At 37.8% G+C, this 25,579-nt stretch carries 18 protein-coding genes; 9 read left to right on the forward strand and 9 right to left on the reverse strand.

Going from position 1 to position 25,579, the window contains the following annotated elements; genetic code table 11:
- The 7 genes from JM81_RS00005 to tsaD form a co-directional block, all read right to left on the reverse strand.
- The coding region (locus JM81_RS00005) for a RagB/SusD family nutrient uptake outer membrane protein (protein WP_409994639.1) at positions 1–1,046 on the reverse strand (1,046 nt) is incomplete at its 3' end.
- A 103-nt stretch (positions 1,047–1,149) separates the two neighbouring features.
- Complete coding sequence (locus tag JM81_RS00010; protein WP_144800190.1) at positions 1,150–4,461, reverse strand: SusC/RagA family TonB-linked outer membrane protein; 3,312 nt, start codon at positions 4,459–4,461, stop codon at positions 1,150–1,152.
- Between the two features lie 422 nt (positions 4,462–4,883).
- Positions 4,884–6,065, reverse strand: coding sequence for a class I SAM-dependent methyltransferase (locus JM81_RS00015; RefSeq protein ID WP_144800191.1), 1,182 nt, complete (start codon positions 6,063–6,065; stop codon positions 4,884–4,886).
- 6 nt (positions 6,066–6,071) lie between these two features.
- Positions 6,072–7,172 (reverse strand): AI-2E family transporter, encoded by a 1,101-nt coding sequence (locus tag JM81_RS00020; RefSeq protein WP_144800192.1) that lies wholly within the window; start codon positions 7,170–7,172, stop codon positions 6,072–6,074.
- Between the two features lie 2 nt (positions 7,173–7,174).
- The gene (locus tag JM81_RS00025) at positions 7,175–7,819 is read right to left on the reverse strand and encodes a DUF4159 domain-containing protein (protein ID WP_089261725.1); all 645 of its coding nucleotides are present in this window, start codon (positions 7,817–7,819) and stop codon (positions 7,175–7,177) included.
- Positions 7,820–7,884: 65 nt separating this feature from the next.
- Complete coding sequence (locus tag JM81_RS00030; protein ID WP_089261723.1) at positions 7,885–8,592, reverse strand: 16S rRNA (uracil(1498)-N(3))-methyltransferase; 708 nt, start codon at positions 8,590–8,592, stop codon at positions 7,885–7,887.
- A 16-nt stretch (positions 8,593–8,608) separates the two neighbouring features.
- The gene (tsaD, locus tag JM81_RS00035) at positions 8,609–9,637 is read right to left on the reverse strand and encodes a tRNA (adenosine(37)-N6)-threonylcarbamoyltransferase complex transferase subunit TsaD (RefSeq protein WP_409994640.1); all 1,029 of its coding nucleotides are present in this window, start codon (positions 9,635–9,637) and stop codon (positions 8,609–8,611) included.
- A 125-nt stretch (positions 9,638–9,762) separates the two neighbouring features.
- On the opposite strand from tsaD, the gene JM81_RS00040 reads away from it, so the two are divergent.
- From JM81_RS00040 to JM81_RS00055, 4 genes are all read left to right on the forward strand, one after another.
- Complete coding sequence (locus JM81_RS00040; protein ID WP_144800193.1) at positions 9,763–14,151, forward strand: translocation/assembly module TamB domain-containing protein; 4,389 nt, start codon at positions 9,763–9,765, stop codon at positions 14,149–14,151.
- A gap of 158 nt (positions 14,152–14,309) precedes the next feature.
- On the forward strand, positions 14,310–15,296 hold the full coding sequence (gene pfkA / locus JM81_RS00045) for a 6-phosphofructokinase (protein WP_144800194.1): 987 nt from the start codon (positions 14,310–14,312) through the stop codon (positions 15,294–15,296).
- Between the two features lie 22 nt (positions 15,297–15,318).
- On the forward strand, positions 15,319–16,320 hold the full coding sequence (gene gap / locus JM81_RS00050) for a type I glyceraldehyde-3-phosphate dehydrogenase (protein ID WP_089261719.1): 1,002 nt from the start codon (positions 15,319–15,321) through the stop codon (positions 16,318–16,320).
- An 87-nt stretch (positions 16,321–16,407) separates the two neighbouring features.
- The gene (locus tag JM81_RS00055) at positions 16,408–17,259 is read left to right on the forward strand and encodes an N-acetylglucosamine kinase (protein ID WP_089261717.1); all 852 of its coding nucleotides are present in this window, start codon (positions 16,408–16,410) and stop codon (positions 17,257–17,259) included.
- Positions 17,260–17,263: 4 nt separating this feature from the next.
- Here the strand turns inward: JM81_RS00055 and JM81_RS00060 are convergent, their stop codons facing one another.
- Both JM81_RS00060 and JM81_RS00065 read right to left on the reverse strand, forming a co-directional pair.
- The gene (locus tag JM81_RS00060) at positions 17,264–17,644 is read right to left on the reverse strand and encodes a RidA family protein (protein WP_144800195.1); all 381 of its coding nucleotides are present in this window, start codon (positions 17,642–17,644) and stop codon (positions 17,264–17,266) included.
- Between the two features lie 17 nt (positions 17,645–17,661).
- Positions 17,662–20,385 (reverse strand): putative LPS assembly protein LptD, encoded by a 2,724-nt coding sequence (locus JM81_RS00065; RefSeq protein WP_144800196.1) that lies wholly within the window; start codon positions 20,383–20,385, stop codon positions 17,662–17,664.
- Positions 20,386–20,529: 144 nt separating this feature from the next.
- Here JM81_RS00065 and JM81_RS00070 point away from each other — a divergent pair, with 144 nt between their 5' ends.
- From JM81_RS00070 to JM81_RS00090, 5 genes are read left to right on the forward strand one after another with little or no spacing between them, the layout of a single operon-like run.
- Positions 20,530–21,843, forward strand: coding sequence for an N-acetylmuramoyl-L-alanine amidase (locus JM81_RS00070; protein ID WP_144800197.1), 1,314 nt, complete (start codon positions 20,530–20,532; stop codon positions 21,841–21,843).
- Positions 21,844–21,890: 47 nt separating this feature from the next.
- A complete protein-coding gene (locus tag JM81_RS00075; protein WP_089261711.1) occupies positions 21,891–22,856 on the forward strand; it encodes an MlaD family protein in 966 nt (321 codons plus the stop codon).
- 4 nt (positions 22,857–22,860) lie between these two features.
- Positions 22,861–24,186: a (Fe-S)-binding protein gene (locus JM81_RS00080; protein WP_144800198.1), complete on the forward strand. Its 1,326-nt coding sequence runs from the start codon at positions 22,861–22,863 to the stop codon at positions 24,184–24,186.
- Positions 24,187–24,194: 8 nt separating this feature from the next.
- Positions 24,195–24,986 (forward strand): (Fe-S)-binding protein, encoded by a 792-nt coding sequence (locus tag JM81_RS00085; RefSeq protein WP_089261707.1) that lies wholly within the window; start codon positions 24,195–24,197, stop codon positions 24,984–24,986.
- A gap of 38 nt (positions 24,987–25,024) precedes the next feature.
- Positions 25,025–25,507 carry an ABC transporter ATPase gene (locus JM81_RS00090; RefSeq protein ID WP_089261705.1) on the forward strand — a complete coding sequence of 161 codons (483 nt, stop codon included), beginning with the start codon at positions 25,025–25,027 and terminating at the stop codon, positions 25,505–25,507.
- Positions 25,508–25,579 lie beyond the last annotated feature (72 nt).

The following is a 25,579-nucleotide window of genomic DNA, read 5'->3' on the forward strand; positions in this document are numbered from 1 at the left end:
ATGGTATAGTTCATTGTTGCATAACCACGTGTCCAAGAACTACCATCCGTAAAGCTATTTTCCTGACTTCTGTAATAGATATACTTTTTAGGGGAATAAGGACCGGCATAAGGTTGGCTACGAATCCAAGCTTTACCTGGGTGTTCTATCCAATCTAAATAAGGAATACCTCTTCTTCCTATAGCATGATCAATTCTAGGATCTAACGGACCATCATCTTCAACGAACGGTTCATCCGCTTCCAGACCAAAATCATTTTTCACCACATTTTCTGGGTTGTTATATGATTTATCCAATAGAGGAAGTCCGTCTGCACCTGTTCTATATGAATTTGCCATTTCAAAACTTGGTTGAAAGAATCCACAGCAGTTACCAGGACCATCAGGACCGGTATTATAAGGGTAGTTCAAGTCGTCAAAGGCATTTGCATTTTGTACGTTACCCGTATTGTTTGCAGATTCCACATCAAAAACAGCTTCTGCATGGTTGTCATTTTCTGCATTGTAAATTTGCGCGTAATCATCTAACAGATCATACTTAAGACCGTTGGATGTTACACCATTTTCAATTACATCGTCAAACAAGTCCTTGGCTTCACCAATTTTTGTTTGGTATAAATTTGGCCTTTTGAATACTTTCCCCCCAACAACAATATAAAATCCCCATCCCCAGCGCGTCAATTCAGTTGAATTGGCAATGGCCGATAACACCTTATTGGCACGGCTTACCCCTTCATACCTGCCTCTCCAAAGATTGTTAAAATCATTGTTAGGGTCTACGGGACTGGCCTCATAACGTTGAATGGGATTAAGGGAGCTATAATCCCCTGCATCTGTTCCTTTGTTGGCATCTCCACCAACAACTGATCCTGTGGCCCAGTGGTTAGGACCTTCGAATCTATTTCCAAAAACTCCGTTCAGGGCAGAATATGTACCGATCAATAAACCGTCAATACCTGCCTTGGTACTTACCTGTGAATCTGCAAGGGAGTCCGTTGGGGCTACCTGCAAAAATTCATCGCTACATGACATCGATGCTAGAAGCAACGCGCCTAAGAGTAACGACGTTTTTTTTTAATTTAAATGTTTTCATAGTTTACTTTTTCTTAAAGTTACTAAATATTGTATTGTTAATTTTATGTTTTAACTCTTAAATGCCTATTTCTAAGGTAATTGCGTAGCTTGGAGTTACTGGGAAGTTACCTACATCTATACCAAAGTTGGTATCTGGTCCTGCAACTTGTGGATCAAGTCCACTGTAATCCGTAATTGTCCAAATGTTGTTTGCGGATAATCCTACGGAAAACTTGCTAAGTCCCATGCTTTCAACTAAGTCTGCATCGAAATTATAACCTATTCTCAGTTGAACCAACCTTAAGTAGCTACCGTCTTCTACATACCAGGAGTTAGATGCTCCACTCGTACTTAAGTTAGAGGCACTTTCCCAAATTGGGGCAGTTGCATTGTTACCTAATTCCGGTGTCCATGAACCATAAGCGGCCACACCTTTTGCAGAACCTTCAAACGTACCAAAGAAATCAGTAAACCATTTGGATTGGTTGAAAATTTCATTACCTACGGAACCATACCAATAGGTCTGGAACTCTAAGTTCTTATAACGTAAGATTAAATCCAAACCACCGGTAAAATCCGGTACAGCACTACCAATAACCGTTCTATCGTCCGGAGTAATGGCGCCATCACCGTTTACGTCCTCATATCTAAAACGACCTAGGGCCTTATCCGCTTGATCTGGTGAATTTGCAACTTCTTCAGCTGAGTTGAAGTATCCTATTACATTATAACCGAAGAACGTAGAAATGGATTCTCCTACGGAATTACGTATTGGTGCTATACCTCTATAGGCAATGTTATCACCAAAAGCATCAATACCTGGAGCCAAAGCGGTAATTTCATTCTTAAGGAATGAATTTGTACTGGTTACTTCAAAAGAAAGGTCTTCGGTAATATTACCTCTACCAATTATCTGGAAATCTACCCCTTTGTTGCTCATACCACCAATGTTAACTGATGGTGAAGCGGCGTAATTACCTGCTACACCTGGTAACGGCACTTGGTAAAGAAGGTCTCTAGTATCTTTTTTCCACCAATCCAGGATAAATTCCAATTTATTATTGAACAAGGAAAGGTCAAAACCTATGTTCGTTGTTTCAGAGGTTTCCCATTGTGCATTTGGATTTCCAATTCTACTTGCCGCAAATCCTTCGTTGGCACCACTGTTTTGACCATCAATTGGATAAAACGTATTGCCACGATCAGAAGCAAATAAAGAGTATTGGTTATTGGGCGATACGTTGGAATCACTACCCATTTCACCCCAACCACCTCTAATTTTTAAATCAGAAATGATATCTTGGTTTTGCATAAACGGTTCGTCAATAACCCTCCAAGCAGCTGAAACTGCAGGGAAAACACCATATCTTTTGTTTTCACCAAAACGAGATGAACCATCACGACGAAGTACACCTGTTAAATAATACTTTTCGTTAAAGTTATAATCTAACTTTCCAAAAGTAGAAAAGTAGGTTGATCCCTTAAACTGGTTACTTTGGACTACAGGACTCTGCACAACACTTAAGCTTTGAAAATCCAAATCTGTAGAAAATGGATTGATACCAAAACCTGAAATATTTCTACCTCTTCCGGTATTCAATGCCTCTATACCACCAAAAGCGGTCAGCTTATGTTGCCCAAAAAGTTTTTCATAGCTAAAGGTATTTGTAAACGTCCATGAAAAACCATAGCCACTACCTTCGCCGAATGAGTTACTGGCTTCTGGCTCAGAATCCCCTAAATATCTGTAGTTGTAATCTACATAATGGTAATTACCATAACTACCACCAAGACTGGAACGTAAGGTTAAACCTTCTAAAGGTTTAATCAATGCATAAACATTTCCAAATCCACCAATGTTGTATGATTTGTCATCACCATTGTTAAGCTTTAATCTTCTTACAGGGTTTCTTGGGTTGTTGAAACCAGCTGCTTTCGTACTGGCATAGCTGCCAAATTCATCCCTTACCGGAATTATGGTAGGCATTCTAAAAGCGGAAAGAACTTCAGATTCATCATCCGCTACTTCTACACCACCGGCTCCACCGGCAATACCAATAGCAGATCTGTAAGTAACCTGAAAGTTTTCACCAACGCTCAACCAAGGCGTAACGTCCCATTCAGAATTAAAACGGGCTGCGTAACGAGAAAATTCCTGGGCCAGAACTATACCGTCTTGGTTTTGTGCTGAAATACCCATGTAAAAACGACCATTTTCCGTTCCTCCATCAAATCCTAAAGAAACCCTGCTCTGGGGTGCTATACGCGTAATTTCCTTATACCAGTTGGTACCTTGTAAATTAGGTCTGATCAAGAACGTGTTATCTGGATCAGATTCATATGCTGCTCTTACAGCGGCTAAATCTACATTTGCAGCACTTACTCCGTTCTGGCCATTTGCATGTAAGTAGTCTGGAATTGTTGGCGTAGCATTGGTACCATATTGCGGATGTGTATATTGAACAGCAGTACCATTGGCGGCTGCATTGTTCTCATATCCTATATGCGTATACCTTGCCATTTCTAACGGACTTAGCATTTGTGGGGCACCGGCAACATTTGGGTCAACAACACCACTGTTGACATTTAATGTCATCGTAGTTTTTCTTTTTGATCTTGATCCTTGTTTGGTGGTATATACTATTACCCCGTTTGCCGCTCTTGCACCATAAATAGAGGCGGCGGCCGCATCTTTAAGTACAGTTGCGGTTTGTACGTCATCTGGATTTATAAAGTCCACATTTCGCGTTGGGACTCCATCAACTACATATAACGGTGCATTGTTACCAAATGAGTTAAAACCCCTAACCCTAATTTGACTTGTAGTACCCGGTTGACCATTTGTCAATACGGTAACACCGGCAACCCTACCTTGTAATTGTTGTTCTATGTTTCCAGAAGGTACCGCTGCTAAATCTTCAGCTGCTACTATAGAAACTGCAGCTGTTGTTTCCCTTTTGGTCTGTACTTGATATCCTGTTACTACAACTTCATCCAAGGCCGCTGCATCTTCAGATAAGGAAGTGTTTATGACGGATTGACCATTTACCGCTACTTCCTTAGCTTGAAACCCTATATAACTAAACACTAATGTTGCTCCTGGTTGAACATTTAGTGTAAAGTTACCGTCAAAATCTGTTTGGGTACCGTTCGTAGTACCTTTTTCTACCACATTGGTTCCTGGGAGTGGCGTTCCAAGTTCATCTGTTACCGTACCCGTAACTGTAGATTGTACTGTGTTAACTTCAAATTCTGTTGAAGCTTTTGTTTTCTCATTTGCCTGTGCCATTTGGGCTCCAAGACAGATGAGTGCCGATAAAATTCCAGATTTAAAAAAGGAAGACCTTTTTTGGAACTTTACCGACCTGAAATCACGTTTTTGATTCATAATCGTTGTTGTTTGTTAGTTTAAATAAATTTCGGCAAGTTGATTTGTTGTTTAATTGATTGAGCTATCAAATGTTAAAAAAATCAAAATCCGATATAATAATAGCAATTAAATGTCAAATAGGCATAAATCATTTATGAAAATTATGGAGTCCATAATTGGCAATTTTAAAAAACAACTACACGAAAACTCTTGAACTGCCTGTATTTATTGAATTTTTAAAAAATAAAGCCAAGTAGAATTTATATTTATAAATGTTAAAATTTTAACATTATAACTGATAATTGTATGTAATTTTTTAAAAATATAACGTTGTAGTTGGGCTTTCTAAAACGTTATAGTGGTGTGTAGAGAATAGTTTTTCCCTATATTTTTAAGAAAACTTATAGTTAAAAAAAAATATAAATAAGGCCTATTTCTTTTTAAAAGATTTGCTCGCAAATTAGGATTTTTAATCTTTCATCATAGGTGGTGGTACAAAAGAGATAATTGTATCCGCCTTCCTTTAATTTGAGTTTTTTCCTTATTTCCTTAACGTTATCTGGAAAATTTCTGGTAGTTAAATTGGCCTTGTTCAATTTTAATTGCTTTATGGATTTTTTGGAATAATCCAGAGTTTCCAAAATTATAAATCGCCTACCTGGAAAAGTAATTAATTTATCCGAGGTATATATATGGGAATGTAAATGTAGTTTATAAAGGGAAAAAGCATTTGCTATATGTTGAAAGGCTCCGGATTTTAAAATAGAAGCATTAGGTTCATAGAGGTATTGTCTAGGTAATGAATAATTAGCGAGTGCATTTTTTTCATCGCTTAGAATAAAGTCAAATAGTTGTGGGTTGGCGTCTTTGAAATTTATTGTTTTAATGTGTGGCTCACCGGTATAGTCCTTGTTTAAAATCCATAGCAGCTCCTTTACATCATTGGACACGGCAATAATATGAATTTCCTTTACATGGGCCATTTGGGTAAGACCATTATTAATGTCCAATAAAGGACCTGTTTTTACCATGATGTTGTTGGCCTTGCTAAAAAGAAAATCAAACTGTTCAGTTATATTAGGTTCGCAGTCTTTTAAATAGAAGACTTTTTTGTTATCCTTATCTCTTCTAGAGGGGTCAATAAAAATCCAATCATATATAAGGTCATTGGCCCTTAAAAAAGCTATTCCATCTTCAATATGAAAGTCAATATTAGCTATACCCAATTGTTCAAAATTGTGGGCTGCAATTTTTGAAAGCATCATATTTTTTTCAATATGGACTACCTGTTGCATTATTTTGGCAAAAGCATATGTATCTACTCCAAAACCACCTGTTAAATCAATTAATGAAGAGCCATGCAATAATGAAGCTTTATAAGCGGCCGTAATTTCTGATGACGTTTGGGAAAGGTTTAGTTTATTGGGGTAATAGATTTTTTCCGTATTGAACCAAGTAGGTAACTTATGCTTTGCTTTTGCCTTGGATTCTATTTGCTCCACCAATTCTTTGGATGTAATCTCTACAAAAGGGGATTTTTTCAACAGTAATTTATGAACGTCAGTTGATAGATGTTCATTAATGAACTGTTGAACTTCATCACTTAAAACTGCAGGATTCACTAAAGTTTATAGATTTTGCGTGAGTGATTTTACTATTTGATTGTCCGATAAAAATTCTTTTAAAATCACCTTAATTGCGGTATATCCCGGTATGGCAACAATCATACCTACTACACCAAATAAAAGACCTGCAATAATGATGATCAAGAATATTTCCAATGGATGGGATTTTACACTGTTGGAAAAAATAAAAGGTTGGGAGAAAAAATTATCAACTAGCTGCCCAAACACCAATCCTATTAACACATAGCCTGTCTTTGGTAAGATGATTTCACTAAAATCTTGTCCCAAGTTACTGGTCATAGTCAAGGTCAACATCATTACCCCACCTATAATTGGGCCAATATATGGAATGATATTAAACAATGCGCAAAGAAAGGCAATGACCACCGCATTTTCTATACCTACAATGAGCAATACTATGGTGTAGATTATAAATAGAATAAAAATCTGTAACAATAATCCAACAAAATATCTTGATAACAATCCATTTATTTTTTCAATGGAATTTGTAGTGCCTTGTTTTTTATCCTTTGGGACAAATATGAGCAATCCATATTCAAAAAGTTTTCTATCCTTTAAAAAGAAAAAAGAAATAAAGAGTACAGAAAACAAGCCAATGCTTGCCGAACTTAAAACTGTTAGAAATGAGTTTAAAAAGTTGGGAATAAACCCAATATCAAGACCTTCTAAAATATTCCTTTCCAATTTAACATCATCAATGACATTTTCCACCATATTGGATGACAGCCCCAAATAATTGGTAATCTGATGGTAAAGGGTGTTAATGCTTTTTTGTAAACCATCTATATCTAAAAGAGATAGGTTTTTACTTTGTTCCGAGAGTAGGGGTATGAACAAGGCAAAAATACCGGCTAAAATACCGACCATTAAAAGCATGGTGATTATTACGGCCAAAATATTTGGAAGTTTTAGCCTAAGCCTAAAAAACCTGACCAAAGGGCTGCCAATAAGTGCCACCACGGCCGCAATGGTCAAATAGGCCAATACGGACCTAATTGTATAAAGAAAATAGAGTAGGAGTACAATACCCACCATTACGCCAACAGCACTTAATATTCCTTTAGAAATGGTTTTTGCGGTCATAGTTAATTTTTAAAAGCATAGGAGATGATATTGGCTCCCATTTTCAAGGCAATTTGTCTTATTTCATCTGGGTCATTATGCACGGTAGGGTCTTCCCAACCATCACCTAAATCACTTTCGGAGGTGAACAATAGAACAATCCTGTTATTATGAACAATGGAAAAAGCTTGTGGACGTTCACCGTCATGTTCATGGATTTTAGGTAGCCCTTGTGGAAATTTATATGCTATCGAGAAAATTGGATGGTCCAATCCCAATTCCTCTAAAGGTTTGTTAGGAAACAGCCTTTTTATTTCTCTTGTAATATACGGCTTCATACCATAGTTATCATCGATATGTAAAAATCCACCGGATAAAAGATATGTACGCAGATTTTCTATTTCATCATCGGATAATATAACATTGCCGTGGCCTGTCATGTGTAAAAATGGGTATTGAAAAATAGATGTACTACCCACTTCTACCGTTTCCGGTTTATTTTTTAACGTGGTGCCAATATTGGAATTGCAAAACTTAATTAAATTAGGCAATGCCGTTGGGTTGGCATACCAATCGCCACCACCATTATATTTTAAAATGGCAATTTCTTGTCCATGCAGTATAATGGATGTAAGCATGATAGCTATTAAGACCACAAATTTTTTCATGCCCAAATTTAGTAAATTAGGTAATGGAAAAACTTTTGGGCCTGTCTAGTATTGAAATTATTTCCTTATCCGTTGTTAATTGAGGCGACAATAGTACAAGCTACAATGGCTGCGGTCTCTGTACGGAGCCTTGTATTGCCCATGGCAACGGGTTGATATCCTACGGTGTATGCCTTTTTTATTTCACTTAACGTAAAATCTCCTTCGGGGCCAATTAATATGGTAACATCTTGATCGGCGGCTATTCTTCGTTTTAGTTCATGACGTTCGGTTTCCTCACAATGCGCTATGAACTTTAACCCATTGGTAGGTTGGTCCATAAATTCAGAAAAGGCAATTGGTTCGTTTATTTTAGGTAAATAGGTCTGTAAAGATTGTTTCATAGCTGCTTCAATGACCCTTTGCATACGGTCCAATTTTACAATTTTGCGTTCAGAACGTTTGCAAATCAAGGGGGTAATTTCATCTACCCCTATTTCAGTGGCCTTTTCCAGGAACCATTCATAACGATCGTTCATTTTAGTGGGGGCCACTGCCAAATGTAGTCTGTATGCTTTTGGGTAGGTTCTATTGCAGGAATTAATTTCAACTTCACATTTTTTTACATTGTCTGAAATAATTTTGGCGGTGAACAAGAATCCTTTACCATTGGTAATGTTTAGTTCATCGCCATTTTTTTTCCTCAATACCTTAACAATATGCTTGCTCTCACTGCTGTCAAATGTAAACGCGGTGTCTTTTTCTTCCAGATTTGGATTGTAGAATAATTGCATATAATCTATTTAAACATCAAGATATTACATATCTAGCTTGTGCGGTGATATCTTGCTTTGAAAAGATTTCATTTTTAAACTTATGATACCCAACAATTCCTATCATGGCCGCATTATCCGTGCAGTATTGAAATTGGGGTATATAGGTTTTCCATCCGTACTTTTCCTGGGCATCTGTCAATGCTTTACGTATCCCGGAATTTGCTGACACTCCTCCACCAATGGCCACTTCTTTAATACCTGACTGTTTTACGGCTTTTTTCAATTTACGCATTAAAATTTCAATAATCGTATATTGAATTGATGCACAGATATCCTCTAAATTCTCGTTTATGAAATTGGGGTTGTCCTTTGTATTGCGTTGTATGAAATAAAGAATATTGGTTTTTAAACCACTAAAACTAAAATTTAAATCTTTAACCTTTGGTATAGGAAATTCAAATTTATGTGGGTTTCCATTGGCCGCATGTTTATCTATTAATGGACCCCCTGGATAAGGCAATCCCAAGATTTTTGCGCTTTTGTCGAAAGCCTCTCCCACGGCGTCGTCCAAGGTCTGGCCAATTATTTTCATGTCAAAATAATCGTTTACCTGTACAACTTGGGTATGGCCTCCGCTAATGGTCAAGGCCAAAAAAGGAAATTTGGGCGAGGTCATCTTTTCGTCCGCTATAAAATGGGCCAGAATATGGGCCTTCATGTGGTTGACCTCTATTAATGGAATGTCTAAACCTAATGATAAGGATTTTGCAAAAGAGGTGCCTACCAGCAATGATCCCATAAGACCAGGTCCACGTGTAAATGCTATGGCGGATAATTGTTTTTTATCGATATTTGCTCTGGCTATTGCTTGGTCCACAACAGGAACAATATTTTGTTGATGCGCTCTAGATGCTAATTCTGGTACGACCCCCCCATATTCCTCATGAATAGCTTGGGTTGCCACCACGTTGCTTAGCACTTTATCGTTCATTAAAACTGCCGCAGAAGTATCGTCACAGGAAGACTCTATTGCAAGAATGTAAATTGGTTTGTGTTCCAGCATGTTTGGAATAAAATTTGAATAACAAAGGTAAAACATATAGCCCTATCAAAAAACTTAGGAAAATATTGATAAGAATTGTATTGGTGTTGCTACTGATATGCGTTTTTAGTACCCTAATTTTTTCTTTGCCTTTTGTACAAACGTTATTGGCTCAATATGCCACCAAAAAAATCAACAACCAATATGGAACCCATATCAATATTGAGCGTTTAAAATTATCCTTGATTTCTTGGGATACTGCTCTGGAAGGTGTGTTTATTGAGGACTATCAAAAAGACACATTGTTTTACGTTAATGAACTAAGAACCTCTATCCTAAGTATTGGTAATCTTGCGCAGGGTAATTTGGAATTTGGGGATATAGAGGTAGATGAACTCAATTTTAAGTTAAAGACCTATTACGGCGAACAAGATACCAACCTAGAGGTTTTTGTGGATAAATTGGACGATGGTAAGCCTAGGGCTCCGGGTACCCCCCCTTTTAAGTTGTCATCTTCCTATGTGGAAATCCAAAAAAGTAGATTTAAATACCTGGATGAAAACCTTGAGAAAGAGACCATTCTTAATTTTGATAGCTTAAATATAAATGCCGGTAATTTTCAGATTCTTGGACCGGAGGTTTCCGCAGATATCCAAGATATGTCCCTTTTTAGCAATAGGGGCTTAAAACTGAATAAATTGGCTACCAATTTTAAATATACCAAGCAGCAAATGCGGTTTGATTCATTAAAAATCAATACCCCGCTCTCCAAATTGGACGGGAATTTGGTATTTAATTATAACCGGGAAGATTTTCGTGATTTTTTGAACAAGGTAAACGTTGTGGCAGATTTTAAGGAGTCTAAAGTGGCTTTTGATGAGGTAAATTTACTCTACAACGAATTTGGAAAAGGTAAGGAAGTCACCTTCAGCGCAGATATCAATGGTGTTCTCAATGATTTAAATACGGATAACCTGTTTTTGTTTTCAGACAATACGGGTATTAGGGGCGATTTTAATTTTAAGAATTTGTTCAGCAAACAAAAGCCTTTCAGTCTGGATGCCGACATGAAAAACGTAACCAGCAGTTATTACCAGCTAAATGCCTTACTGCCCAATTTAATTGGAAATTCCTTGCCTTCTACATTTAGTAAGTTGGGGCAGTTTACCATTAGGGGAAACGCGTTCATAACCAATTCTTCCATAGATGCAAAGGTCAACTTAAATACGGCTATTGGTAGTAGTTATGCAGATATAGTATTAAGCAATTTTAATAATATTGATAATGCAACTTATAAGGGGTTCATCTCTTTGATCGATTTTGACCTTGGGGATTTTGCCGAAAATAAAAACTTGGGAAAGACCACCCTGGATTTTAATGTTGAAGGAAAAGGGTTTGTAAAGGAAAAATTGAACACTGAAGTTATTGGGCAAATTTATTCCATTGAGTTTAACAAGTATAATTATCAAGACTTAAGAGTATCTGGTATTGTCAAGGATCAATTGTTTGATGGTTCCTTGGTAAGTAATGATGAAAACTTGAAATTCAGTTTTAAAGGGTTGGCCAATGTTGCCGAATCAAGAAACAATTTCAACTTTATAGCCTCTGTTGATTATGCCGATTTAAAAAGATTGAACTTCATAAATGATAGTGTCAGTATTTTTAAAGGAAATGTAAGTATGAATATTACGGGTACCTCTTTGGATAATATCGTAGGGGACATCCAGTTTACCAAAACCAATTATCAAAATGTAAACGACACCTATTATTTTGATGATTTTGCCATAACATCAAGTTTTGACAATGAAAATTCCAGAACAATTCAAATAAATTCTCCCGATATCATTACCGGGTATATGAAAGGTAATTTTAAGGTAAGGGAACTTGGTAAGTTAGTCCAGAATTCTTTGGGTAGTATTTATACCAATTACAGACCTTTTCAAATATCTGATGGTCAAAACCTTTCTTTTAACTTCAAGATTTACAACAAGATCGTAGATGTGTTTTTTCCAGAGGTTAGGTTTGACCCCAATACGTTTATAAAAGGTAATATTATTGCAGATGAAGGTGATTTTAAATTGAATTTTGAATCTCCAAGTATAGAGGCCTTTGGTACGGCGGCCGATCAAATAGAAGTGCGGATAGATAATAAGAACCCTCTATTCAATACATTTGTGTCCGTAGGAGAGTTAGATACCCCGTACTATAATTTTAAGGATTTTAATCTGATCAACACTACCTTAAAAGATACGTTGTTCTTTAGATCGGAGTTTAAGGGCGGTAGTGATTTTGATGATTCCTATAACCTAAACTTTTACCACACCTTTAATAAGCAGAACAAATCCGTAATAGGGCTCAAGACTTCAGATGTAAATTTCAAGGGAAATAAATGGGTGCTCAATAAAGATGGAGATAGTAAGAATAAAGTTATTTTAAACAGGGCTCTTGACAGTATTACAATACAGGAAATTGTAATGAACAATGAGGAAAAGGAGCAAATAAGGTTAAAAGGGCAGCTTGCGGATTCTACCTATAAAGACCTTCAGCTACAGTTTAAAATTGTGTCTTTAGATAAGATTACGCCGGTAATAGATAGTCTTAAACTGCAAGGAGAGGTCAATGGTACCTTGAATATTTTACAGAAAGACGGAATATATCTGCCATCCTCCAATCTTAATATAGGCGATTTTGGTATTAATGATATACCGTTGGGCGACCTCGTCATCAATATAATAGGAAATAAGGATTTAACGGAATTTCAAGTGAATTCCCAACTTTCTGAAAATAATCTGGAAAAGTTCAGTGTGGTAGGTAAAATTGAAAATAAAGAAGCAATACCTAAGGCTAACTTAATCGCTAATTTTAACAACTTTGACCTAGAACCGTTCAGTCCATTGGGGGAGGGGGTCATAGATCATATTAGGGGGGATATTGACGGTAGGGTCAGGATTACGGGTAGTGTGGATAATCCAAATTTTGATGGCCTGTTAACCTTGGATAATGCGGGTATTGCTGTGCCGTATCTTAATGTAGATTATAGTTTTGCCCCCAGGTCCCGCGTAGTACTTGCCAACCAAACCTTTAATTTTGAGCAAATTGCCTTACAGGATGTGGCAAAAGGAACCAAAGCAAATTTAGATGGTACCATTACACATAGTTATTTTGATAATTGGGTATTGGATCTGGATGTGAATACGAACAATGAACGTTTTTTAATTTTAAATACTGAATTTAAGGAAGGTGACCTTTACTACGGTACCGGATACCTCAATGGAAAAGGCCGAATTTTTGGACCAACAACAGCTTTGAACATTACGGTTGACGGTGCTACGGCAGAAGGTACCTCTTTAAAGATTCCTTTGAGCGATGTTGCCAGTGTAGGGGATTATTCCTTTATCAATTTTATAGAAAAAAAGGATAATCGTACCATTGAGCGCCAAAGACAATTAAAGGATTATCAAGGGTTAGAGTTGGAGTTTAACCTTGATGTCACACCAGAGGCAGAGGTGGAAATCGTTACGGATACCAAAACCGGAAGTTCCTTGAAAGGGACGGGGGAAGGTATTATCCTGATACAAATAAATACTAATGGTAAGTTTGAGATGTATGGTGACTTCGTAGTGGTTACGGGGGAATATAATTACAAATTTGGGGGCATTATAGATAAGAAATTTAAGGTGGAACCTGGCGGAACCATAAACTGGGACCAAAAACCTTTAGAGGCCTTGTTGGATATGGAGGCCATCTATTCCCTAAATGCAAATCCGGCCCCTTTGTTAGACGACCCCGGCTTTACCAGAAGAATACCTACGGATGTGATAATTCGTCTTACCGGTGAACTTCAAAGTCCCGATATAGATTTTGGGATTGATTTTCCAGGAACCAATTCTATTGTACAATCAGAATTGGAATATCGCCTTCAAGATCCAACCGTAGAGGAGAAAAACGCAATTTTCCTGCTGGCACAGGGCACTTTTGTAAATTCTCAAAGTGGTATTAACCAACAGGCCATTACCGGAAACTTGGTTCAAAGTGCTTCCGGAATATTAAATTCTATCTTGAGCGGGGGCAATGATAAATTCAATTTAGGCCTCAGTTATGAGCAAGGTATATTGGATAGGTCTGCGGACATTGAAACAGATGATAGGATCGGGGTCACCGTTTCTACACAAATTTCGGATAGGATATTATTCAATGGTAAGGTGGGTGTTCCGGTTGGGGCATCGAGTGAAACATTGGTTGCAGGAGATTTTGAGATTCAGGTATTGTTAAACGAGGAGGGCACCTTGAGCGCCATATTCTTTAGTAGGCAAAGTGAAATTCAGGCATACCTGTCCGATCAGCAAGGGTCTACACAAGGTGCCGGCTTAACTTATGAGGTGGATTTTAATAATTTTAAGGAACTTTTTCAGAAAATATTGGCAAAGAAACCGGTACAGGAAACACCTAAGGAAATTAACCCTGTTCCTACCGCTACTATGGGTAACGATAGCCTAATTAGATTCTATGATAAGCCTAAATCAATTTATCGCTAAATTTTTGTAGAATAGTTGTTAGGAAACAAAGAAAATTCCAAGATTTTACAATTAAATATAACACCGAAAACGTTTTCTTATATTTCCTTTAAAAAGCAGAGCTAGTATATTTCTTTATTGCATTTTGATTTTGTAATTTCGTTGGCTTAAATTTTTCCATGTCTTCAGTAATAAAAAAAATAGCGGTGCTGACTTCAGGTGGCGATTCTCCAGGGATGAACGCGGCCATAAGATCAGTTGTACGTACCTGTGCCTACTTAAAGGTAGATTGTGTCGCCATTTATAGGGGCTACCAAGGTATGATAGAAGGGGATTTCAAGGTAATGGATGCCCGTAGTGTAAACAATATAATCAACAAAGGCGGAACTATACTTAAATCTGCACGTTGTAATGATTTCAGGACTCCGGAAGGAAGGAAGAAAGCCCATGATCAACTTGTAAAGGCAGGTATAGATGCATTTGTGGTAATAGGAGGTGACGGTAGTTTTACCGGTGCCATGATTTTTAACAAGGAATATAACTTTCCCATAATAGGAATTCCGGGTACGATCGACAACGATATTTTTGGAACCACCTTTACTTTGGGGTATGATACGGCCTTGAATACGGTTGTGGAATGTATAGATAAGATACGTGATACGGCAAGCTCTCACAATAGGCTTTTCTTCGTAGAGGTAATGGGCAGGGACGTAGGCCATATTGCACTGAACGCAGGAGTTGGTGCTGGTGCTGAAGAAATATTGATTCCGGAAGAAAACTTGGGTCTTGACAGATTGTTAGAGTCCTTAAAGCGAAGTAAGGAGTCTGGTAAATCATCAAGTATCGTGATTGTGGCAGAGGGTGATAAGTCTGGTAAAAATGTCTTTGAACTTAAGGAATATGTAGAGGAGCATCTGCCAATATATGATGTTCGTGTATCCGTATTGGGCCACATGCAAAGAGGCGGTGCCCCGTCCTGTTATGATAGGGTATTGGCAAGTAGAATGGGCGTAAAGGCCGTAGAAGCTTTGTTGGAAGGTAAAACAAGCTTAATGGTCGGTATTCAAGATAATCAAATTACGTTGACTCCAATTGAAAAAGCGATCAAGGGTCATACGAAAATAGATAAGGAGCTCATTAGGGTTTCTGAAATAATGACAACATAATTTAAAAACTAAAACAGAAAAAATGTCAAATTTAAAAGTAGGAATAAACGGTTTCGGAAGAATAGGTAGATTGGTCTTTAGAACAACGGTAAAACGTGGTGATGTAGATGTAGTTGCCATCAATGATTTGTTAGATGTTGAGCACTTGGCATATTTGCTTAAGTATGACTCGGTTCATGGTGCTTTTGATGGTACTGTTGAGGTTAAGGACGGTCACTTGGTAGTTAATGGTAAAACAGTACGTATTACTGCGGAAAGAGACCCAAAAAATTGTAAATGGGATGAAGTTGGTGCAACAACCGTAGCGGAATGTACAGGTATATTCACAACTTTGGAAACTGCTCAATACCATATTGACGGTGGTGCTAAAAAAGTAGTGATTTCCGCTCCTTCTAAGGATGCCCCAATGTTTGTAATGGGTGTTAACCATAAAGAAGTTAAAGCTTCTGATTCAATAGTATCTAATGCTTCTTGTACGACCAACTGTTTGGCACCTATGGCCAAAGTCTTAAATGACAAGTTCGGTATTGAAGAAGCTTTGATGACAACGGTTCACGCAACAACGGCTACTCAAATGACCGTTGATGGTCCTTCAAGAAAAGATTGGAGAGGTGGTAGAAGTGCAATGTTGAACATTATTCCTGCTTCTACTGGAGCTGCAGTTGCCGTAACCAAAGTAATTCCTGCTTTAAAAGGGAAATTGACCGGTATGGCGTTTAGAGTTCCAACTGCGGATGTTTCCGTTGTGGATTTGACCGTACGTTTACAAAAGGATACTTCTTACGAGGAAATCAAAAAAGCATTTAAATCTGCTTCTGAAGGGGAGTTGAAAGGTGTTCTTGGTTATACCGAGGAAGCTTTGGTTTCACAAGATTTTATAGGTGAATCCCATACAAGTGTTTTTGATGCCGGAGCTGGTATAGAGCTAAATTCCAAGTTCTTTAAATTAATTTGCTGGTATGATAATGAGGCTGGTTTCTCCAATAAAATGGTAGACCTAATGCAGCATGTAAATACGTTATAACAAACATTTTAGTATAACAAGGATAATTCCTGAAAATGAGGCTTTTTTTCCTTATTTTCAGGATTATTTTTTAAAGACAAGCTGTATATGATTTTAATAGTAGATAGTGGTGCTACCAAGTCAGATTGGATCGCACTGGATGATAATGGGGAGCAACTTTTTTTGACTCAGACCTTAGGGTTAAGTCCAGAGGTTTTAACGAAAGATGTTATTGAAGATCGCATGGCGAACAACTTTGAACTTTCTAAAAATAGGGAAAAGGTATCTCATCTATATTTTTATGGTGCGGGTTGTGGAACGGACCGTATGAAGATTTTTTTAAAAAGTATTTTTAAAGATTTCTTTCCAAATGCAAAGGCAGTAGTTAAAGAGGATACTTATGCCGCAATATTTGCCACAACAAAGGTGGGCCACCAAGGAATTGTTTGTATTCTGGGTACAGGTTCCAATTGCAGTTATTACGACGGTAACCAATTGTTCCAAAAAGTGACTTCCTTAGGGTATATTCCCATGGATGATGGTAGTGGCAACTTCTTTGGCAGAAAATTGATCAGGGATTATTATTTTCATAAAATGCCGGCAGATTTGGCTCACAAATTTGCAAAACAGCATGACCTTGATCCTGATGTGATTAAGGAAAATCTTTATAAGCAACCTAATCCCAATACATATTTGGCAACTTTTGCGCGTTTTTTAATCGAAAACAAGGAACATCCTTATGCCAAAGGGGTTATTGATAAAGGATTTCAGCAATTTATCAATAACTACGTTATGCAGTTTGAGTTGGCTACAAAGGTGCCAATTAATTTTGTTGGTAGTATTGCCCATTATTTAAAAGCTGAACTTACATCTGTATTGCAAAGAAATGATTTGATCGTAGGCGTTATTCGCCAAAGACCTATAGAGGGTCTCGTAGAATTTCACCGTGCAAATATGTAAGCACTTATTTTATGGCAATCATAGAAATTTCAACATTTACGAACTTAGGTAAGTTCGCAACTTCAACGGTCTCTCTAGCAGGGGCCGTTTCTGCATTAAAATAGGAGCCATATACCTCGTTTACCGCTGAGAATTGATTCATATCGCTCAAGAAAATAGAGGATTTTACGACATGTTCAAAAGTCATTCCTGCTTCAGTTAAAATTGCCTTAAGATTTTCCATGGACCGTTCAGTCTCCTTTTTAATATCACCGGTTACCAGGTCACCTGTTTCAGGATTAAGTGGAATTTGTCCGGAAATATATAACGTGTTATTGGCTAATACAGCTTGGTTATATGGGCCAATTGGTGCCGGGGCATTCTTGGTGTTTATAATTTGTTTCATGATTTTGGTCGTTTATATTAATTACTAAAGGGCTGACTGCGGTTTTCCCATTTAAGGTCTTTTAGAATAGAAGCATCTATACCAATAAAGAAATACCATCTTTTGTATTGTCCAAAAGGTGTCCAGTTAAAACGCATGGAGAAACTTTTAAGATCACGTTGAAACCTTAATTGGGTAAGCGTAAAACCTTTGTTCTTAAAATCGTAACCGGATGAACCACCTACTTTCCAGCGGGGCGCCAGTTCAATATCTCCCGTAAACATTAAAGAGTGGCTGCTAAACTCGTTCTGCCGTGCAGAGTTGGAATAGCTGGCGGAATAGGCCAACCTTAAGTTCCACGGTATTTTTGTTCCATAAATAGGGTTTTCCACATCTTGCCCCTTATCTTTATCAATAGGATTGTCATTAAAATTATCTGCCCTGCCAAATAGGTCATCGTCCCTTCCGCCGCTTTGGGCTACGTAGTCAAACGGGTCTTCCTCCTCGTCCTCTTTGTCATCTTTTTCCTTTTTGCCGAACATGTCACTACTAATGGCATAAGAAATATTTGCATTGGCTCTGGTAAGGCGAAACAAGCTCCCACCGTTATCCGCATTCCACGTGTCTATTCTTGTACCGTTATTGTCAATGGCGTATGGATCCAAAGCTGCAGAGAAGTTAATGGACATTTTATTGTCCAATATATTGGTGCCGCCATTAATGTTCAACGGATTTAAACGTAAAGAGTCAGATTCAAAATTATACCCTGTAGAGATGTTGAAGTTACTTAACAACGATACTTTTTTAGGTTCTAATTTAGTACTGTCCTTATCCCGTACTTTGGCTTCTAACGTATTGGCAAGCGAAAACCCTAAACTGTTGGATTTACCTAAAGAAGGCGCTCCATAAAGGGAACCTTGAAACCTGCTGAACTGTACTACTTCCCCATCTTCATCTATATACTCATCATAAAACTGATCAAATGATGGGGCATACCCATAACTTATGGAAGGTCTCATAGTATGGCGTATAGCTTGTATTTTTTTGTCCTCCCCAAAATTAAACGTACCGTACAAGGTAGTTCCTACACTACTGCTAAAATTATATTTGTTAAACCTGTCAAACCCACTTATGGTATCGGTTATAACTGTTTCAGTCTCCGGATCAAAACTTTTGTTATACGTTTCCATGGTCCAAACATCCTCATAACTACCACCTACACTGACACTAAAAAATTTTGCGACCTTAAAGTTGGTGTTTAACGGAATGCGATGTCTTGCCCCAACTTTTGCATTATCGAACATTCTAGCGGTCAGAAAATCCTCATCATTGGTGGTCAACCTGTTCTGTGCATTGACGTCATATTGGAAATTGATGTTCTGTATGATTCCTTTTTTAATTCCGTCCCTTTTTGCAAACGGATATATACGTTCCATGCTTGCTTGAAAAGTAGGGAGGGTCATATTGATATTGTCCGTGTCCGAAGCCGTTGCCGTTGGTGATGTCAATTGCGAATGGGTAGCCGTTAAACTCATATTTACGGACGGATACGCGGGAAACGTCTTGGAATATGAAATAGAGGAGGATAAGGTATTGTTTTGCGTATTAGGCAAGTTACGTTGCTGTAGTGAGTTGCGGTAGTATTCGCTACTACCTAAGTTTACGGATGCGGAGAACCTTGAATTTGGACTGGATTTTGGGTCTTGCGAATGTGAAAATTGAATATTGTAATTACGTGATAGACTGTAATCGCTAAATCCTTTTTGGCTTCTTACTTGATTCTCAAACCTTAAATTAACATTTCCCCTAAATTTATAGCGCTTAATATATTGCGAGGCGCTCCTGAACGCATAGCTTCCATTGGTGTAAAAATCTCCGGACAAGGTAACATCGGCATAATCGCCCAAAGGAACATAATACCCCATATCCTGTAAGAAATAGCCCGTATTGGGGTCATTGCCAAAAGAGGGCATCAGCACGCCTGCAGACCTGCCTACTGTTAAGGGAAAATAGGCAAAAGGCATAGCAATAGGTGTAGGTACATCTGCAATATAAAGATTGCTGAATCCGGCAATTACTTTTTTCTTGGGGACAAACTTGGCTTTTCTAATACGAATATAATAATCTGGATTAATGGTGTCTGCAGAGGTGGTAAGCTTTCCTTCACTTAAAAAATAAACAGAATCGTTTTCTTTTTTGGTAATTTCCGCATACACCTTCATGACATCACTACCTAGTGCGCCGGCGGCGGCTTGTTGTTCTGTGCGTGAATTCCAGATCAACGCTTTTTGAGTGTCAAAATTAAACCGTATTGAATCTGGGATGACAATATTGCTACCTTGTTTAAAATAGGGTAATTGACTATAATTACCCAAAGAATCTTTCATTCTACCTGCATAGACTTCATTCTTTATATAATCCATTATGATGATGCCGGCTTTTAACTCGGTATCCTGATAATAGATTTCAGCCTCGTTATAGAGATATATTTTGTTTTCCTTTTGGCTAAGTTTTACATAGTCCTTTGCCTTATAGGTTATTTTATCTAATAGCAAAGGTGGTTTTTGATTTAGTGAATCTATGGCCAACGAGTCTGTAACGGTGGTGTCCCTTACACGCTCAATAGGGAACAGTGGTGCAGAGATGCTATCGCCCTGAACTTTGATATTTAACGGTGTAACCTTACCTTCTTGTGCATGGACATAAAAGGAGCCAATAATAATGGCTAATAGGAAAAGTAAGTGTTGTTTGTTTGATTGCAAGGCTATATATCCTATTTTTGTAAAGGTTTGGCAGTACAATGAGCCATTGTTTCAGATGCCAAACTTACATATATTTTTTATTCCCTATGTAGGGTCTTACAATAAATTTAACCATTATATGGGGCTAGAGAATCCCTAATACTTATGAAAATAAAAGCTATTTGCACATTACTGGTTTTGGCAACGACATTTCTGCTTCAATCATTTGTTGTTCCCGTGGAAGAAATCAAATCTGACGATCCCTTTATTGTGGTGCTCGATGCCGGTCATGGAGGTCATGATCCAGGTAACTTGGGCAATGGTTATTTAGAAAAGAAAATTGCATTGAATATTGTGTTAAAGGTGGGCGATTTGTTATCACAGAACAAGGATATCAAGGTGATCTATACCCGTAAGGACGACTCATTTGTAGATCTTTTCGTACGAGGGGAAATAGCCAATAAGGCCAACGCGGACCTATTTGTTTCCGTTCATTGTGACTCCCACACATCAGACGCCCATGGAGCGGGAACTTTTGTGCTTGGGTTGCACGCAAACAAACAGAACTTTGAAATAGCCAAGAAAGAAAACTCCGTAATTTATTTAGAGGATAACTACGAGAACCGGTATGCGGATTACGACATCAACTCGCCGGAATCCGTAATAGGACTTACGATCATGCAGGAAGAATTTTTAGATCAGAGTGTGGCGTTGGCTACCATGATTCAGGAAAATTTTTCAAAATCCTTAAAAAGAACGGATAGAAAGGTAAAGCAAGCAGGGTTCATTGTTTTGCATCAAACCTTTATGCCCAGTGTGTTGGTTGAAACCGGTTTTTTGACCAATAAAGATGAGGGTGCTTATCTGAACTCACAAAAAGGCCAGACCGAAATGGGAAAGGCAATTGCCCAGGCTATCTTAAATTATAAGGAAGGGGTCAAGCCTACCGAGCGTGTTGTTGAGACTACAGTAGCGCAGACAAAGGCAAATACTATTAAGGATGAAGCGGTCAAGAAAATAGAAGATAAGAAAGATGTAGTTGTGGTAAAAAAAGAAGAACCGGCAGTTCAAAAAGAAAACGATGTGGCCAAAACCACCACTACACCAGCTACTACTAAAAATGAGATTCCTGAAAAAATCATCGATGAGCCAATAGTAGAGGTCAAAAAGAAAAAAGAGGCCATAACTCCCAAGGAAGTGGCGTCTTCTATAGTTTTTAAAATACAATTAATGGCAAGTAGTAAAAATGTGCCGCTTGATGCTGCTAATTTTAAGGGTTTGACCAACTTGTCACAAGAACCTTTTAAAAATTTGTACCGATATATGTACGGAGAAACTCAATCTTACAGGGAAGCCAAAATGATGCAGTCCAGGGCGGTTGATAAAGGGTACAAAACCGCATACATTGTGGCATATAGACTGGGGGAAAGAATTCCTATTCAAGAAGCAATTGACCAGGTTTCTGATTTAACCCCTTAAAGTGTAAATTTTATTCCTAATTTTGAGAGTACTAAAATTATATTTGCTTGAAACTATCTAGAGAATTAAAAACGGGTATTATTGTTATAGGAGGAATTCTATTGTTCATAATGGGGTTTAGCTACTTAAAATCATCTCCCATATTTGACAATAGCAAAACATTTTATGCAGTATATGCTAACGTTGGAGGCTTACAGCCGGGCACCTCGGTCTCTATTAACGGTTTTAATGTAGGGAAGGTCAATGATATTAAGTTTTTAGATGCACAGGGAAACTTGTTGGTAACTTTCACGGTTGGCAACGAATTTAAATTTTCAAAGAATAGTGTGGTAGAACTGTATGATACCGGAATTATTGGTGGTAAAGGATTACAGATCAAACCGGTTTTTGATGCTACGGGAGAAGCGCAATCAGGAGATACCCTTACAACACAGACAAGACCTGGTATTACAGATTTGGCGCAACAGAAACTTACCCCGTTGGTGCGTAAATTTGAATCTGCAATCTCTGGTGCGGATTCAGTGTTGGTAAACGTAAATTCCGTATTGGATACAGAAACAAAAAAAGAGTTGAAAGAAGTTATTGTAGGGTTAAATGACCTTATCGTTAGCTTAAACGGTAGTGCTTCTTCATTAAATTCCCTTTTAAATGGCAATAAAGAAAGTTTGGATAATTCTTTGCAAAATTTTGAGAAGTTGACCACAAATTTCGCAAACTTGTCCGATTCTTTAAATGCGGCAGGATTGGGTGAAACGTTAACCAGTTTAAAAGCTACCTTGGCAAACTTGAACGAGGTAACACAAAAAATAGAAAGCGGTGACGGTACTTTGGGCATGTTAATGACGGACAAGGAACTTTACAATAATTTAAATAATTCCAGTAAAGAGCTGGATTTGCTCTTACAGGATTTTAGGTTGAACCCCAAACGCTATGTCAACGTTTCGGTTTTCGGCAAAAAACAAAAGGAATATACGGTTCCTGAAGATGACCCCGCAGAGAAAATAGAAGAATAAATATATGCAGTATCTCCCCAATATAATTTTTATCGTATTACTGGTCGCTGGGATCGGTTTTTTTGTCAAAAATGTTTCAAGACTTAAGAGAAATATCTTCTTAGGTAAGGATGCTGATCTTACGGATAACAAAGCACAACGTTGGACAAACATGGCTAAGATAGCCTTGGGACAAACCAAAATGGTCGTTAGGCCAATAGCAGGAATATTGCACATCATTGTTTATGTAGGTTTCATTATAATCAATATTGAAGTACTTGAAATTATCCTTGACGGTATATTAGGAACACATAGGCTTTTTTCCGTTTTAGGACCGGTGTATGATTTTTTAATTGGATCTTTTGAAATTCTTGCATTTCTGGTCATTGTAGCGGTGATTATATTTTGGGCAAGAAGAAATATTATAAAGCTCAAGCGTTTTTTAAAACCGGAAATGAAAGGTTGGCCAAAGCAAGATGGTAACCTTATTCTTTATATTGAACTTGTGTTAATGGTACTTTTTCTGACCATGAACGGGGCAGATTATCAATTACAGCAAATGGGTGCGGAGCATTATGTAAATGCCGGTTCATATCCGATAAGTAGTTATATAGCGCCTTTTTTTCAAAATATGTCCGTATCAACCTTAATTCTAATTGAACGAACAGCTTGGTGGTTGCATATCGCGGGAATATTGTTTTTTCTGAATTACCTCTATTATTCCAAACACTTACATATTCTTTTGGCTTTTCCAAATACATATTATGGAAAATTGACCTCCAAAGGACAGTTTAAAAACTTGGATGCCGTTACCAATGAAGTGCGTATGATGATGGATCCAGAAGCAGACCCTTATGCGGAACCAGTAGAGGATGCGGCGGTACCGGATAAGTTTGGTGCTTCTGATGTTCAGGATTTAAGTTGGGTACAGCTTTTAAACGCTTATACTTGTACGGAGTGTGGAAGGTGTACCAGTGAATGCCCTGCAAACCAAACGGGTAAAAAATTATCACCCCGAAAAATTATGATGGATACGCGTGATCGATTGGAGGAGGTTGGTGCCATTATGGATAAAAACAAAGGGGAGTTTGTGGATGATGGCAAACAATTATTGAATGATTATATTACCCCAGAAGAATTATGGGCATGTACCTCTTGCAATGCATGTGTGCAAGCCTGCCCCATTAGTATAGATCCTTTGTCCATAATTATGGATATGAGGCAGTATTTAGTAATGGAACAATCTGCGGCTCCTTCAGATTTGAATAACATGATGGGTAATATTGAAAATAATGGAGCACCTTGGCCATTTAATCAAATGGACCGCTTAAACTGGAGTAAGGAATCTTAAAGTATATTATGGCAAACGAATTAAAAGTGCCTACAATGGCAGAATTTTTTGCATCTGGTACAGTACCTGAAGTTTTATTTTGGGTAGGGTGTGCAGGTAGTTTTGATGATAGGGCAAAAAAAATCACTAAAGCCTTCGTTAAGATTCTGAACAAGGCCAATGTGTCTTTTGCTGTATTGGGTACTGAGGAAAGTTGTACCGGAGATCCAGCTAAACGTGCAGGGAACGAATTTTTATTTCAAATGCAGGCGGTTACCAATATTGAAGTGCTGAATGCCTATGAGATAAAAAAAATAGTTACGGCATGTCCGCATTGTTTCAATACCATTAAAAATGAATACCCTGGTCTTGGAGGTAGCTATGAGGTTGTTCATCACACGCAATTTTTAAAACAACTTCTTTCCGAAGGTAGAATTACTATGGAGGGCGGTACCTTTAAGGGTAAACGTATAACCTTTCATGACCCTTGTTATTTAGGAAGGGCCAATGACGTATATGAAGCGCCACGAGATCTAATCAGAAAATTAGATGCAGAACTGGTAGAAATGAAAAATTGTAAGCAGCGCGGACTTTGTTGTGGGGCTGGTGGTGCCCAAATGTTCAAGGAACCTGAAAAAGGAGATAAGGATGTTAACATTGAACGTACAGAACAGGCGTTGGAAACACAACCTGAAATCATTGCTGCAGGTTGTCCCTTTTGCAATACCATGATGACCGATGGAGTAAAAAATAAAGAAAAAGAAAATAGTGTTGCCGTTATGGATATCGCAGAGTTAATAGCTACTGCAGAAGATTTATAATATGCTAAGTCCCAATTTAACTTTTAAAATAACATAACTTGTTAGTAGATTTCAATACATTACCGGATAACGCCAGAGTTTGGATATATCAATGCAACAGGTCTTTCACCCAAGAAGAACTTGTTTCGTTACAAACGGACTTGGATTCCTTTTTACAGGGTTGGACGGCGCATGGCAATGATCTAAACGCTGGTTATGAAATAAGATATAGACGTTTTATCGTCATTGCTTTAGATCAAAGTGCACAAAATGCCACAGGTTGTTCCATAGATGCCTCTGTACATTTTATACAGCAGCTGGAGAAAAAATATGATGTAATGTTACTTGATAAAATGAATGTGTCTTATAAGCAAGGTGAATTCATTGCCTATAAAAGTTTGCTTGATTTTAAAGCAATGGCCAAACAAAAAGCCATATCCAAGAATACCATAGTCTTCAATAATTTGGTAACCGATAAAGGTGAATACCAAGAGTTTTGGGAAGTGCCGGCTTCAGAAAGTTGGCATGCCCGTTTCTTATAGACGACTACTTTCATTTTCCTTTTGTTTATTGGGTTTTATCGATGAAATACAATAATTTAATTCTATTATAGT

Origin of the sequence: Maribacter sp. MAR_2009_72, from assembly GCF_007827235.1 — a bacterium.
In the GTDB taxonomy this organism is placed as follows: Bacteria; Bacteroidota; Bacteroidia; order Flavobacteriales; family Flavobacteriaceae; genus Maribacter; species Maribacter sedimenticola.